The sequence below is a fragment of the Devosia sp. YR412 genome, assembly GCF_900110945.1.
Classification (GTDB): domain Bacteria; phylum Pseudomonadota; class Alphaproteobacteria; order Rhizobiales; family Devosiaceae; genus Devosia.
The window spans coordinates 56144-70115 of sequence record NZ_FOFL01000007.1 but is presented as its reverse complement, the minus strand read 5'-3'; the positions used below and the strand labels follow the sequence as shown (position 1 = coordinate 70115).

Here is a 13972-nt window from a genome sequence, read left to right as displayed (position 1 = left end):
CTACCGCTCCACCAGGGCCACGCGGCCGTTGTACCAGTTCATGAATGCCGAGGTCACCAGCGAGAAGGTCAGATAGACCGCCATGGTCAGGGCAATCACCTCGATCGCCTTGCCGGTCTGGTTGAGGGTCGTGCCCGTGAACACGTTGACCAGTTCGGGATAGCCGATGGCGGCGCCGAGCGAGGAGTTTTTGGTGAGGTTGAGATACTGACTGGTCAGCGGCGGCACGATGACGCGCATGGCCTGCGGGACGATGACCAGGCGCAGCCGGTCCCCTTCCTTGAGGCCGAGCGACTGGGCCGCCTCGGTCTGGCCGTGGCTGACGGCACGAATGCCGCCACGAACGTTTTCGGCGATGAAGGCGGCGGTATAGATCGAGAGACCAAACACCAGGGCGACCAGTTCCGGCGGCAGCTGGACGCCGCCCTGGAAGTTGAAGCGCTGCAGCACCGGTGGCTCGAAGGCCAGTTCGGCGCCGATCAGCCAATAGAGCACCAACGGAATGCCGACGACCACGAGGATCGGCAGCGCCGTGGGGAACTTGCTGGCGTCGACCGGGGCGGTACCGATGCGTTCGAGCATCATCCAGCCGACGGCGAGGCCGATCAGCAGGGCCACCAGTTGCACGGCGATGGTCGGCACGGCATTGAACATGCCGCCGAGCAGGAAGGCCGCCACGACGAAGGTGATGGCCGAGGCGACAAAGGCGCCGGCATAGGGCCGGTAGGGTGTGAAAGAAATCGCGACGAGAACGAGGGCAGCAATAGCGGCAACCATCGGCGTGGCGAGGCCCGGGATGATCTGGCCCAGAAGCGCAAAGGCCAGATAGCCGAGGGCAAACATGACCACGGCATTGGCGACGCGGGCGGCGAGCACGATCGAGCTTGGATAGTGGCCGGTCAGGGTGCGCTGGCGGGTGGCCCAGACGCCGATGGCAATTGCCGCCACGAGGCAGAGCACGAAGGCCACGGCGACCCAGATGAACTCATGGTCGGGCAGCGGCTTGGGCACCATGATGCCGCGCTGGTTGATGTAGATACCCAGCGGCAGAAGGAAACTGTCGCGCACTGCCGGCATGGCCTTCAGCACGGCGAAGTACCAGAAGAACAATTGCAGCAGCAGCGGGATGTTGCGGATGGTCTCGATATAGACCGTGGCAACGCGCGAGATCAGCCAGTTGGATGAGAGGCGCGCAATACCGAGGGTGAAACCGATGATAGTGGCAAAAAAGATGCCGATCACCGCCACCAGCAGGGTGTTGAGCAGCCCGGCCACAAAGGCCTGCCAATAAAGCGAGGTGCGGCTCCAGGGGAACAGCGTGAAGCTGATGTCAAAGCCAGCCGTGCGGAACAGGAAATCAAAGCCTGTCGTCTTGTTCTGCATCGCCAGGTTCTGTGCGGTGTTGAGCACAATCCAGGCGGCGAAGCCGATCACCGCAGCAGCGACCAGCACCTGATAGATAATGCCGCGGAACACCGGGTCATTGAGCAGTGAAGTGCGCGGAGGCGCTCCACCAATATTGTCTTGCACCGCCATGGGGCATGCATTCCTTTGCTGTGAGCCGAGCGCCGCTGCGACGCTGGATTGCGGAAACGACAAACCTACGCGGCTTGCGCCACGCATTCATCACCGGCCAAGCCGGTACAATCACAGAGTTCGAGGTCGCTCGTTCAAAACCAAATCCGGCGCTCCTGTGACAGGAGCGCCGGGCTTGTGATCGCGCTTAGCGGATCGGTGCCGAGTACTGCAGGCCGCCGTCTTTCCAGAGAGCGTTCAGGCCGCGCTCGAGGCCGATGTCGGTGTTGGTGCCGACGTTGCGCTCGAAGGATTCGCCGTAGTTACCGATCAGCTTGATGACCTGGTAAGCCCAGTCCTTGGTCAGGCCGATCGGGGTGCCGAAGTCGCCTTCAACGCCGAGCAGGCGCTTGATGGCAGGGTTGTCCGAGCCGAGCATTTCGTCGACATTGGCCGAGGTCACGCCGAGTTCTTCAGCTTCCAGCAGTGCAAAATAGACCCAACGGTTGATCTTGAACCACTGGTCGTCGCCCTGGCGAACCACCGGGCCAAGGGGTTCCTTGGAGATGATTTCGGGCAGGATGATGTGGTCAGCCGGAACGGCGAACTTGGAGCGTTCAGCAGCCAGTGCCGAAGCGTCGGTGGTGTAGACGTCGCAACGGCCGTCTTCATAGGCCTTCACGACTTCGTCCTGGTCGACGAACACGACGGTGTTAAACTCGAGGTTGTTGGCCGCGAAATAATCAGCAGCGTTCAGCTCGGTGGTGGTGCCGGATTCGATGCAGATGGCGGCGCCGGACAGGTCGAGAGCCGAGGCAATGCCGTCAGCAGCGCGAACCATGAAGCCCTGGCCGTCGTAGTACATGGTACCGACGAAGCTGATGCCCAGATCGGTATCGCGGCTCATCGTCCAGGTGGTGGTGCGCGACAGGATGTCGATTTCACCGGCGGAGAGAGCAGCGAAACGCTCCTGGCTGGTGAGCGGGGTGTAGCGGACCTTTTCGGCATCGTTGAAGATGGCCGAAGCGACGGCACGGCAGAAATCGACTTCGAGGCCGGTCCAGACGTTGTTGGCATCAGGCGCCGAGAAGCCGGCCACACCGCCGGTCACGCCGCACTGCACGTAGTCCTTGGCCTTTACGTCGTCGAGAGTGGCTGCATGAGCAGCCGTCGCGCCAAGGCCGAGCGAGGCCGCGACTGCGAAGGTTACGAGCGTTTTTTGCATTGAGATTGCCTTTTGTTTCCTGACCTTATGACCCCAGGGCTCATCAGACTTGCGCCAGCGTCCCCGGTGGCACCGCCGCCTTTTAAGGACGGTGTGATGCTGATAAGCATGCAAGCGTCTATTGACCGTTGCGTCAAGGGCTCATGGCGGCTTGGGACAGCAAACCTGTCTCTTATTTAGACAACTTTCGACAATTGACCTGAATTTGAGCATCGAGCCTATTATGAATGATAATAAAAGCGGCAATGGCCGTGGTCTGTCGGTGGAAACCGTTCTCACCCACCATGGCCGGCAGCCCGATGACCAGTTCGGTTTCGTCAATACGCCGGTCTATCGCGGCTCGACGGTGCTGTTCAAAACGCTGGCCGATATCGAGGCGCAGAAGCAGCACTTTTTGTATGGCCGCGCCGGCAATCCGACTACAGAAGGCGTCGAGGCGGTTATCACCGAACTCGAAGGCGCCTATCGCACCAAGCTGGTGCCGTCGGGGCTGGCCGCCATCACCATTGCGCTGATGAGCTGCGTCAAATCCGGCGACGACGTGCTGATCACCGACAGCGCCTATGAGCCGACGCGGGCCTTTGGCGACAATTTCCTCAAGCGCATGGGCGTCACCGCGCGCTATTACGATCCGCGCATTGGCGCGGGGCTGGCCGATCTGATGCAGCCGAACACCAAGGCCGTGCTGGCCGAAAGCCCGGGCTCGCTGACTTTCGAGGTGCAGGATCTGCCGGCGCTGGCCAAGGTCGCCCATAACGGCGGCGCGAAGCTCGTGGTGGACAATAGCTGGGCCAGCCCGCTCTATCTGCGGCCGCTGGAACTGGGCGCCGATATCGTCATCCATGCCGGCACGAAAATGTTCGTCGGCCATTCGGATGCCTTTGCCGGCACGATTTCCACCACAGAGGCGAACTGGAAGGAAGTGGAACGGGTCCGAAAAGAGCTCGGCTTCTTTACTTCGGGTGATGACGCCTTCCTCGTGGCACGCGGCTTGCGCACTCTGGCCATCCGCATGAAGGAGCATCAGCAGCGAGCGCTGGAAATCGCCACCTGGCTCGAATCGCAGGACGAAGTGCTGCAGGTCTTGCATCCGGCACTGCCGAGCCATCCCGATCATGCGCTGTGGCAGCGCGACTTTACCGGCTCAGGCAGCCTGTTCGCCGTGCTGCTGCGCCCTGCCCCGCGCGATTCGGTGGCGGCCTTTGTCGATCACCTCCAACTGTTCAGCATGGGCTATTCGTGGGGCGGCTATGAAAGCCTGTGCCTGCCCGTCAAGCTTGGCGCGAACCGCACGGCAAAGCCTTGGACAGCTGACGGAAACCTGTTCCGCCTGCATATCGGGCTAGAGGGGATAGACGACCTCAAGGCCGATCTGTCGGCCGCGATTGCCCGCTACGCCGCAGCGCGCTGAAACATGCGGCGCCAGACCTTCTTCAGGTTTGGCGCCCCGCGGAAACGCACCGTGCGATCGGGCAGTTCGGCAAACAGCCAGCGGCGCGTCGCATAGAGATTGCGGATGGCATAAGCGCCTAACATGCCGACGACGAAGCCGGCGACAACGTCGGTGGGGTAGTGCATGCCGATCACGACGCGGGAAATGCCGGTCATCACCGCAATCAGCAGAATCAGCCGGAAATAACGCGGCGCCATAAAGCCGATGATGAAAGCAGTGCCAATCGCCGTGGTGGCATGGCCGGAGGGAAAGCTCTGAAAGCTCCAGTCATTGAGGAAATGCTGGAACTGGAAGTGGCCACTGTCGATAAACAGCTCCGGCCGGGCGCGGCCGAACAGGCGCTTGAGCAGGTTGACGCCGAGGCCAGGCAGGCCGACACCAATGAAAATGAAGCTGGCGACCAGCGCCAGCTCATATGTGGCGCGACGATAGAGCCCAGGGCGGACCAGACGCACGGCGATCGCGGCCACGACGAAGATGATCAGCGATGGAATCAGCACCCAGTCGGACAGGCCGAAATCGGTGATGAAGGCGAAGGGCGCCTTCCAGACATCGGGCCAGGCCATCAGCGTCTGCGAGACATAGACATCGAAAAATACCAGCACGAACAGCAGCGCGATCATCGCTGCAGTAAAGTCCGGCCAATTCTTGCGATTAAGGCCCAAGGGCCAGCGCTGGGTAAGGTTGGGCATGGGGTGTTTTCTGGACGCGGCAGAGATTTCCGTCAATGCCTGTGAATAGGCGTGGTTACGCTTGCCCTTTCAATTCGAACAGGCTAACGAAGCGCGGTGATCTCGGAGTGTAGCTCAGCCTGGTAGAGCACCGGTTTTGGGAACCGGGGGTCCAAAGTTCGAATCTTTGTACTCCGACCATCACATCTAGCCGTTAGCGCATCGTGTTGAGGACTTTGCATGACCGCCCGCATCTACCGCCCTGCCCGTAACGCCATGCAGTCGGGGCAAGGTAAATCGAAGAGCTGGGTCCTCGTACACGAGCTGGCCGAATCCAAGAGCATCGATCCGCTGATGGGCTATACGACATCCGGCGATACACGCCAGCAGGTTCGCCTCAGCTTCGATAGCCAGGAAGAAGCTGAATCATACGCGCAGAAGAATGGCATCGCCTATTCAGTGCAGCCCGCGCATGATGCCACGCCGAAGCGCCAGAGCTATCCGGATAATTTCCGCGCCGACCGCAAGACGCCCTGGACCCACTAGGGCCGGCCAAATCCAGAATCCATGATGCGCTGCAAGTGATTGCGGCGCATTTTTTTTGGGCCTTTCGCGACTAGCGCGGCGCCGACACGCGATCGCCTGATTGTGGTGGTGTGTCTTGGGGCGAGATTAACCCTGCCCGGCCTGCGCCGCGCATCGTCTCTGGCGATTGGCGCGGATCGACCTATCTGACAGGGTAGATCAAGCCAACGAGGAAACTGCCGATGAAGCTGTCCACGCGCTGCCTGCTCCCCGTTATCACAGCGCTCGGCCTGTCGGCGCCCGCCATGGCGGCGCCGGGCATCTGGGAGGTGCGCGACGACGATAGCGCCATCTGGCTGTTTGGCTCGTTCCACATCCTGCCCGAGGGCACCGAATGGCGGACGGACTTGTTCGACAACATCCTGAGCGATGCCGACAAGGTGGTGTTCGAGACCGATATCGGGCCGGTGGCGATGGCCCAGGTCGGCGGCAAGGCCTTTGCGCGCGGTATTTATGTCGATGGCACGCTGCTTACCGATGTGATCGGCGAGGAGATTGAAGCCAGCCTTCGCGAACAGGCTGACCTGCTGGGCCTGCAGCTGGGGCCGGTGCTGGCGATGAAGCCGTGGATGGCCGCCAATGCCATAACCGTCGCGGCGCTGGCTGCCGAAGGATTTAGCGAACAGGGTGTTGAATTCGTGCTGCAGCCGGAGCTTGCACCCGAACGACTGGCGTTTCTGGAGACTGGCGACGAGCAGCTCGAGGTTTTGGCGGGCGCGCCGGAAGAGGAGCAGATCGCTTTGCTGAAATCGACGCTGGAGGAACTGCCGGCTTTGCCCAAGCAGATGGACAAGATGCTCGGCAGCTGGGCCGAGGGCACGCCGGAAAAGCTGGCGCAGCTGTTCCTGATGGAAATGGGTGGCCACGAGGAGGCCTTCCTCGATCGCCTGCTCTATGCGCGCAACCGTAACTGGATGGCGCCGCTGGAAGCCATGCTGGAGGAAAATCAGGAGAATCTGGTGGTGGTGGGCGCAGCGCATCTGATCGGCTATGGCAGCGTGCTGGATCTGCTGGAAGAGGCTGGCTACGACGTCGAGCGCATCCAATAAAAAAGCAGGGCGCCGCGAACGGCGCCCTGTTGGCTTAGACAGCGCTGAGCTTGGTCCACTTGCCGTCGTCCTGGCTGGACTTTACCGAGGCCAGGATGAACTGCATGCCTTCGACGCCATCGGCCAGCGATGGCAGCAGGCCTTCATAGGCCTTGCCTTCGCCGCGGATGACGGCGGCGAACTGGCTGTAGAGGGTAGCGAAGGCTTCGAGGTACCCTTCAGGATGGCCCGAGGGAATGCGGACATTCATGGTTGAGGCCGGCGAGCCGGTGATGGAGCCGCCGCGGGTCAGCAATTGCTTTGGCTTGCCGAATTCGGTGAACCACATGTAGTTCGGGTTGTCCTGACGCCACTCAAGACCGGCCTTTTCGCCGTAGATTCGTAGCTGCAGACCATTTTCGCTGCCGACCGCAACCTGACTGGCCCACAGCATGCCCTTGGCGCCACCGTCAAAGCGCAGCATGATGTGGACATTGTCATCGAGCCGGCGGCCCGGCACAAAGCTGGTGAGGTCGGCCGAGACGGAATCGGTCTTGAGACCGGTGACGAAGCGCAGCAGGTTATAGGCATGGGTGCCGATATCGCCGATGGCGCCGCCGGCGCCTGAACGGGCCGGATCTGTACGCCATTCGGCACCGGGGGCATTACCGGCCTGTTCGACTGGCTCGGCCAGCCAGTCCTGCGGATATTCGGCCTGCACGACGCGGATTTTGCCCAGGGCGCCGGATTCCACCAGTTCGCGGGCCTGCCGGATCAGCGGATAGCCGGTGTAATTGTGGGTCAGCAGGAATTTGGCGCCGTTCTTCGGCTTGATCTCGGCCAGCTTGCGGGCGTCTTCGATCGTCGAGGTGATCGGCTTGTCGCAGATGACGTGGATGCCGGCCTCGAGGAAGGCTTTCGCCGGGCCGTAGTGCATGTGATTGGGCGTGACGATCGAGACGGCCTCGATGCCATCGGGCCGCGCAGCCTCGGCGCGGGCCATGTCTTCGTAGGAGGTGTAGATGCGATCTTCGGCCAGACCGAGATTGCGGCCGGATTCTTTCGCCACTTCGGGGCGTGACGACAGGGCGCCGGCCACCAGTTCATAGTCGCCATCGAGACGGGACGCCACGCGGTGCACATAGCCGATGAAGGCTCCCGTGCCGCCGCCCACCATGCCCAGGCGAATGCGCCTTGCGCCGTTTTCAGCCATTTTCGATCGCTCCTAGCTCAGTCCAAGAATCTTGCGGTTTGCCGCAAGGTCAGTACCAGACGATGCGAAATCGTCGAAGGCATGTTCGGTGACGCGGATGATGTGGTTCTTGATGAATTCGGCACCTTCGCGGGCCCCGTCCTCGGGATGCTTGATGGCGCATTCCCATTCGAGCACAGCCCAGCCGGCGAAATCATATTGTGCCATCTTGGAGAAGACCGAGGCGAAATCGACCTGGCCATCGCCGAGCGAGCGGAAGCGCCCTGCCCGATTGATCCAGCTCTGGTAGCCGCCGTAAACGCCCTGACGGCCGGTCGGATTGAACTCGGCATCCTTGACGTGGAACATCTTGATCCGCTCGTGGTAGATGTCGATGTATTCGAGATAATCGAGCTGCTGCAGCACGAAGTGGCTGGGATCATAGAGCAGATTGGCGCGCGGATGGTTGTTCACGCGCTCGAGGAACATCTCGTAGGTGACGCCGTCATGCAGGTCTTCGCCGGGATGGATTTCGTAGCAGACGTCGACGCCGGCTTCATCGAAGGCATTGAGAATCGGCGTCCAGCGACGGGCCAGTTCGTCGAAAGCTTCTTCTACCAGACCAGCCGGACGCTGCGGGAAGGGATAAAGGAAGGGCCAGGCCAGCGCGCCTGAGAAGGTCGCGTGTTCGGTGAGGCCGAGGTTCTTCGACGCCTTGGCCGCCCAGAGCAATTGCTGCACCGCCCATTCCTGGCGGGCCTTGGGATTGCCATGCACCGACGCTGGCGCAAAGCCGTCGAGCATGGTGTCATAGACCGGATGGGCGGCGACAAGCTGGCCCTGCAGATGGGTCGACAGTTCGGTGATTTCGAGGCCGTGTTTGGCGACCGTGCCCTTGAGTTCGTCGGCATAGGCCTGCGATGTTGCGGCCTTTTCCAGGTCGATCAGGCTGCCGACCCAGGTCGGGATCTGCACACCCTTATAGCCATAATTGGCGGCCCAGCCGCAGATGGCGTCGAGGGAATTGAACGGGGCCTTGTCGCCCGCAAATTGCGCCAGAAAAATTCCCGGCCCCTTGATGGTGCGCATGTATTTGCTCCTCTGTCAGGCGCTTTGCGCCTTGGTCTTTGCCGCTTGATATGGAACAGGCGGCGGGTTGGCCGCCGCCTGCAAACTTACATAAAACTCAATGTTGACTGGCAGATGATGCCTGTCAACGCGACGCGTCCCGATTACTTCAGCAGTGCTGCAGCATCGGCCGGGCTCAGCGCCAGCGGACGTTCGCAGGTGGTCGAAAGCGTGAGAACCTGGCCGCTCTCGCCAGCCTTGAGCAGGCTGGTCATGACGTCGACGGCGTGTAGCGCCACATCGAGGCCGCAACGTGCGCGGTAGCCGCCTTCGATGGACGCCATCATGTCGGCGAGGCCGGCGGTGCGGTAATTGGCGCGCGGATGCTCCTTGTCGAGATCCTGGTTTGGCCTGCCGAAGGGGTGATCCCATGGGGTGACATTAGACTTTTCGCCGGCAATGTTGGCCGTAACCAAGTCGCCGCCGAAGAAGTTGGGATCGGGCACGAAGATCGAACCGTCGGTGCCATAGAGCTCGATATTGTGGTGGCCATGCGCCGCCACGTCCCAGCTGGCGCCGATGGTGATGATGGCGCCGGAAACGAATTCGAGCACGCCATGGATGGTGGTGGGGGTGCCGACCTTGACGAAAGTGCCCTTGTAGGGGCCTTCGGCGGTCACTTCGCGTTCGGTGCGGGCCATGTTGGTAAAGGCGGAGAGGCGCTTGACCGGGCCGAGCAGATGGATCAGGTCGGTGACGTAATAGGGGCCGAGATCGAGGATGGGGCCGGCGCCGGGCTGGAAGAAGAAGTCCGGATTGGGATGCCAGTGCTCCATGCCACGGCTCATGACATGCATGGTGCCGCTCATGATCTTGCCGAGCTTGCCACTATCGATGATCTCTCGGGCCTGCTGGTGGGCGCCACCGAGGAAAGTGTCGGGGGCCGAGCCGACCTGGAGGCCGCGATCGTCGGCGGCTTTCTTCAGCGCCATGCCCTCTTCGAGCGACAGCACGAAGGGCTTTTCGGAATAGGCGTGCTTGCCGGCCGAGATGATATCCATCGACACCGCATAGTGGGTCGAGGGAATGGTCAGGTTGACGATAACGTCGAGCTCGCTGTTCTTGAGCAGTTCGTCGGGCGTCTGCGCCGTGACACCATATTCGTCGGCGCGTTTCTGCGCGGCGGCCGGCAGAATGTCGGCCACGGCGCGGACCTCGAGCCCCTTGAACAGGGGCGCGAGCTTGAGATAGGCGGCAGAGATATTGCCGGCACCCATGATGCCGACGCCAAAGGTCTTGACCATTGGATTATTTCCACTTGCTGGCGGTTGCGATCGAGCGCGTGGCAAAACGCACTTCGTCGGATGGCTTGTCGTGTTCGGCCACGAAATATTCGGCCTTGGTCTTGGCTTCGACCGTCTTGATCAGATTGTCCCAATCGAGCACGCCGTGGCCGACGTCGGCCCAGCCATCTTCGTCGGCATTCTGGCCGGCGGGAGCGATGTCCTTGACGTGGACGGCGGTGATGCGGCTGCCATATTTATCGAACCAGGCGACCGGGTCGGACTTGCCGCGCACGATCCAGGCGACGTCGGCTTCCCATTCGATATCAGGCGCGGTTTCGAGGATGATTTCCATAGGGGTGCGGCCGGAGGTGGTGGGCACGAATTCGAAGTCGTGATTGTGCCAGCCGAAGGCATAGCCTTCTTTTTTGTATGTTTCGCCGTGCTTGGCCAGCGTCTCGGCCAGCTCGAGCCACTTGCTCTCGTCGGCGCTGCGGCCTTCGGGGCCGATGTGCGGCACAATGATCTTCTTGATACCAAGGGCTTCGGCGGTCTTGAGCGTGGTCGAGACATCGGCGGCCTGGGCCGGGCCGAAATGGCCGGTCGGCATGGAGAGGCCGTTCTTCTTCAGCGTCGCGGCAAGCGCCGCTGGGTCGCCATAGAGGCCGCCATAGCCCTCCACTTGCGTGTAGCCGAGGGTGCCGAGCTTGGCGAGGAACTCGTCCTGATTGGGGTAGTTGCGGGCGCTGTAGAGCTGGAATGACAGAGTAGTCATCATGGCCTCTTTGTAACGTTAGAATGGGCAAGGGCATCGCAGGAGCGGTGCAGGACTATCGAGGTTTTGGGGATCTGTCGCACCACGCGGACAGGCCGATCAACGCAAAGGTAAGATTGGCTCAAACAGCGACGGCGAGGCAGAAGCGCGGCGCCCGCAGGCGCCGACGCTGGAGATTGGTCAGAGACGGTTGGTGGTTTCAGCGTTGAAGATCGAACCGCGGGCGGTATCGAAACCCAGACGGACCTTCTGGCCGGTTTCAATCACGACGTCGCTGTCGCAACGGAAGGTCACCGCCTGACCGCCGATCTTGGTCCAGGCCAAGGTGTCGGAGCCCATGGGCTCGACAATCTCGATCTCGGCATCGATCTGGAACGGCATGTTGGCCGCTTCGTCACCCAAAACGATATGCTCCGGACGCACACCGAGCACGGCCTTGATGGCGCCGGTGGCTGGCGTGTCGAAGGCATAAGTGCCGACCGGGATGGCAATGCCGTCGTCAGTGGTGAAGGTCGAGCCCGACAGCGTGCCCTGGAACATGTTCATCTGCGGCGAGCCGATGAAGCCGGCGACGTAGAGATTGACCGGCCGGTTGTAGATGGTGTGCGGGTCAGCCAGCTGCTGGATGACGCCATTCTTCATCACGGCAATGCGGTCGGCCAGGGTCAGCGCCTCGATCTGGTCGTGGGTGACGTAGATCATGGTGTTCTTGAGCCGCTGATGCAGCCGCTTGATTTCGACGCGCAGGTCGGAGCGGAGCTTGGCGTCGAGGTTGGACAGCGGCTCGTCGAAGAGGAAGACATCAACGTCGCGGACCAGGGCGCGACCGATGGCAACGCGCTGGCGCTGGCCACCAGAGAGATTGGCCGGCTTGCGCTGCAACAAGGGACCGATCTGGAGGATTTCGGCGGCGCGCTGCACGCGGCGCTCGATCTCATCTTTCTTCATGCCGGCGACGCGCAGGCCGAAGCTGAGGTTCCGTTCCACGGTCATCTGCGGATAGAGCGCATAGGACTGGAACACCATGCCGATGCCGCGAGCCTTGGGCTCGAGCCAGGTGACATTGCGGCCGCCGATGAAGATCTGGCCGTCCGAGATGTCGAGCAGGCCGGCGATGCAGTTGAGCAGGGTCGACTTGCCGCAACCCGAGGGGCCAAGCAGGACGATGAACTCGCCCTGGGCGATCTCGAGGTCGAGGTGTTCGAGAACCTTGACGCTGCCGAAGTTGAGCGACAGGTCGCGGATGGAAACGCTATTTTGCATTGGAATTATCCCTTCACCGCACCGGCGGCGACGCCGCGGACGAACCACTTGCCGGAGATGAAATAGACCGCCAGTGGTACGAGGCCGGTCAGAACGGTGGCGGCCATGTTCACGTTGTATTCGGGCGTGCCCTGGGCCGAGTTGACGATATTGTTGAGCTGGACGGTCATCGGATAGTTCTGCGTGCCGGCAAAGACGACACCGAACAGGAAGTCATTCCAGATGCCGGTAATCTGCAGGATCAAAGCGACCACAAAGATCGGCAGCGACATGGGCAGCATGATCTCAAAGAAGATGCGCCAGAACCCTGCCCCGTCAACGCGAGCCGCCTTGAACAATTCCTGCGGCAGCGACGCAAAGTAGTTGCGGAACAGCAGCGTCAGGATCGGCATGCCGAAGACGGTATGGACGATGATGACGGCCTGCAGGGTACCGAAAATCCCCAGCTCGCGGGTGATCATCACCATCGGGTAGAGGAACACCTGGTAGGGAATGAACGAGCCAAAGATCAGCACGGCAAAGAAGATTTCCGAACCCTTGAAACGCCAGTTGATCAGTGCATAGCCATTCACGGCCGCGATGAAGATCGAGACGATGGTCGAGGGAATGGTGATCTTGACCGAGTTCCAGAAACCGGGCGCCAGGCCCTGGCAGGTCAGGCCGGTGCAGGCACTGGTCCAAGCCCGTACCCATGCATCGAAGTTCGGTGCCTGGGGCAGCGCGAAGATATTGCCGAAGCGGATTTCCGGCATGGACTTCAGCGATGTGGTGAACATCACATAGAGCGGGAACAGGTAGTAGAGCGAGAACATCACCAGGATCGAATAGATGATGATCTTGCGCGGGGTGAAGAAGGGCTTCGGCCGTGCGCCGCGCGCTTCGACCTGGGCCGCCGTCTGGGGCGGTGTTACGCCGGTGAGAACTGAGGTCTGGCTCATGTGCGACGACCCTTTCCGCCAAATTCGAGATAGGCCCAGGGGATCATGATGATCAGAACCGTCAGCAGCATCATGGTCGCTGCAGCCAGGCCCTGGCCAATATTGCCGCCCGAGAACATGTAATTGTAGACGTACTTCGCGGGCACTTCCGAAGAGATGCCGGGGCCGCCATTGGTCAGCGCCACCACGAGATCATAGAGGCGGACAATGCCCGAGCCGATGATCACCACGGCGGTGACCAGTACGCCGCGCATCATCGGAATGACGATCGAGACATATGTGCGCCAGGTGGGAATGCCGTCGATGCGGGCAGCCTTCCAGATTTCGTCGTCGACGCTGCGCAGGCCCGCCAGCATCAGCACCATGCAGAAGCCCGTGCCGTGCCAGAGGCCGGCGATCAGCAGGGCAAACAGCACCATGCGCGGATTGGCAATCCAGTCGAAGGTGAAACCGGTCCAGCCCAGGTTACGCAAGGTACCCTGCAGGCCAAGCGTCGGGTTCATGATCCATTGCCAGACCAGGCCCGTCACGATGAAGCTGAGGGCAAAGGGATAGAGCATGATGGTGCGGAAGGCGCTTTCGAAGCGGATCTTCTGATCGATCAGCACGGCCAGGACAAAGCCGATGACCAGGGTGAATACCAGGGACATCAGGCCGTAGGCGATCAGATTGCTGACCGACACATTCCAGCGCGAGGTCGAAAACAGGCGCTCATATTGTTCAAAGCCAATGAACTTGCCGGTGGGCAGGAGCTTGGAATTGGTGAACGAGTAATAGATCGTCCAGACCGTGCAGCCGACGAAAACGACCAGCACGGTGGCCATCATCGGCAGTGCAGCGATCTTGGCGGGCAGGTTGTGAAGAAAAATTCTATTCAGCAGGCCGGGCCGGTTGACCGTGGTGCCCGCTTCCAAGGGAAGGGCAGTGTCCGCCATCAAACATCTCCTAGAGAAGATGGCCGGCCTTGGCATTCAAG

At 61.2% G+C, this 13972-nt stretch carries 13 protein-coding genes and 1 tRNA gene; 4 read left to right on the top strand and 10 right to left on the bottom strand.

Going from position 1 to position 13972, the window contains the following annotated elements; genetic code table 11:
• A complete protein-coding gene (locus BM045_RS17735) occupies window positions 1-1536 on the bottom strand; it encodes an amino acid ABC transporter permease (protein WP_170848572.1) in 1536 nt (511 codons plus the stop codon).
• A 187-nt stretch (window positions 1537-1723) separates the two neighbouring features.
• A complete protein-coding gene (locus BM045_RS17730) occupies window positions 1724-2740 on the bottom strand; it encodes an amino acid ABC transporter substrate-binding protein (RefSeq protein WP_092185688.1) in 1017 nt (338 codons plus the stop codon).
• Between the two features lie 223 nt (window positions 2741-2963).
• On the opposite strand from BM045_RS17730, the gene metC reads away from it, so the two are divergent.
• Complete coding sequence (metC, locus tag BM045_RS17725) at window positions 2964-4151, top strand: cystathionine beta-lyase (RefSeq protein ID WP_092185686.1); 1188 nt, start codon at window positions 2964-2966, stop codon at window positions 4149-4151.
• On the opposite strand, the gene BM045_RS17720 is transcribed toward metC, so the two are convergent.
• Window positions 4133-4885 (bottom strand): phosphatase PAP2 family protein, encoded by a 753-nt coding sequence (locus BM045_RS17720; RefSeq protein WP_092185684.1) that lies wholly within the window; start codon window positions 4883-4885, stop codon window positions 4133-4135. The genes metC and BM045_RS17720 overlap by 19 nt on opposite strands.
• 103 nt (window positions 4886-4988) lie before the next feature.
• Here BM045_RS17720 and BM045_RS17715 point away from each other — a divergent pair.
• The 3 genes from BM045_RS17715 (at window position 4989) to BM045_RS17705 (ending at window position 6498) form a co-directional block, all read left to right on the top strand.
• Window positions 4989-5065: transfer RNA gene (locus BM045_RS17715), tRNA-Pro, on the top strand.
• Between the two features lie 39 nt (window positions 5066-5104).
• Window positions 5105-5410, top strand: a complete 306-nt coding sequence (locus tag BM045_RS17710) for an ETC complex I subunit (protein WP_092185682.1) — start codon at window positions 5105-5107, stop codon at window positions 5408-5410.
• Window positions 5411-5631: 221 nt separating this feature from the next.
• Complete coding sequence (locus BM045_RS17705; protein WP_092185679.1) at window positions 5632-6498, top strand: TraB/GumN family protein; 867 nt, start codon at window positions 5632-5634, stop codon at window positions 6496-6498.
• Between the two features lie 34 nt (window positions 6499-6532).
• Here the strand turns inward: BM045_RS17705 and BM045_RS17700 are convergent, their stop codons facing one another.
• From BM045_RS17700 to BM045_RS17670, 7 genes are all read right to left on the bottom strand, one after another.
• Window positions 6533-7690, bottom strand: coding sequence for a Gfo/Idh/MocA family protein (locus BM045_RS17700; protein WP_092185677.1), 1158 nt, complete (start codon window positions 7688-7690; stop codon window positions 6533-6535).
• Between the two features lie 12 nt (window positions 7691-7702).
• Window positions 7703-8758 carry a sugar phosphate isomerase/epimerase family protein gene (locus tag BM045_RS17695; protein ID WP_092185675.1) on the bottom strand — a complete coding sequence of 352 codons (1056 nt, stop codon included), beginning with the start codon at window positions 8756-8758 and terminating at the stop codon, window positions 7703-7705.
• Window positions 8759-8901: 143 nt separating this feature from the next.
• Window positions 8902-10041, bottom strand: coding sequence for a Gfo/Idh/MocA family protein (locus tag BM045_RS17690; protein ID WP_092185673.1), 1140 nt, complete (start codon window positions 10039-10041; stop codon window positions 8902-8904).
• 4 nt (window positions 10042-10045) lie between these two features.
• Window positions 10046-10795, bottom strand: coding sequence for a sugar phosphate isomerase/epimerase family protein (locus BM045_RS17685; RefSeq protein ID WP_092185789.1), 750 nt, complete (start codon window positions 10793-10795; stop codon window positions 10046-10048).
• Window positions 10796-10975: 180 nt separating this feature from the next.
• A complete protein-coding gene (locus BM045_RS17680) occupies window positions 10976-12058 on the bottom strand; it encodes an ABC transporter ATP-binding protein (protein WP_092185671.1) in 1083 nt (360 codons plus the stop codon).
• A 5-nt stretch (window positions 12059-12063) separates the two neighbouring features.
• Complete coding sequence (locus tag BM045_RS17675; protein WP_092185669.1) at window positions 12064-12996, bottom strand: carbohydrate ABC transporter permease; 933 nt, start codon at window positions 12994-12996, stop codon at window positions 12064-12066.
• Window positions 12993-13931, bottom strand: coding sequence for a carbohydrate ABC transporter permease (locus BM045_RS17670; RefSeq protein ID WP_092185667.1), 939 nt, complete (start codon window positions 13929-13931; stop codon window positions 12993-12995). Before BM045_RS17670 ends, BM045_RS17675 begins: the two co-directional genes overlap by 4 nt.
• Window positions 13932-13972 lie beyond the last annotated feature (41 nt).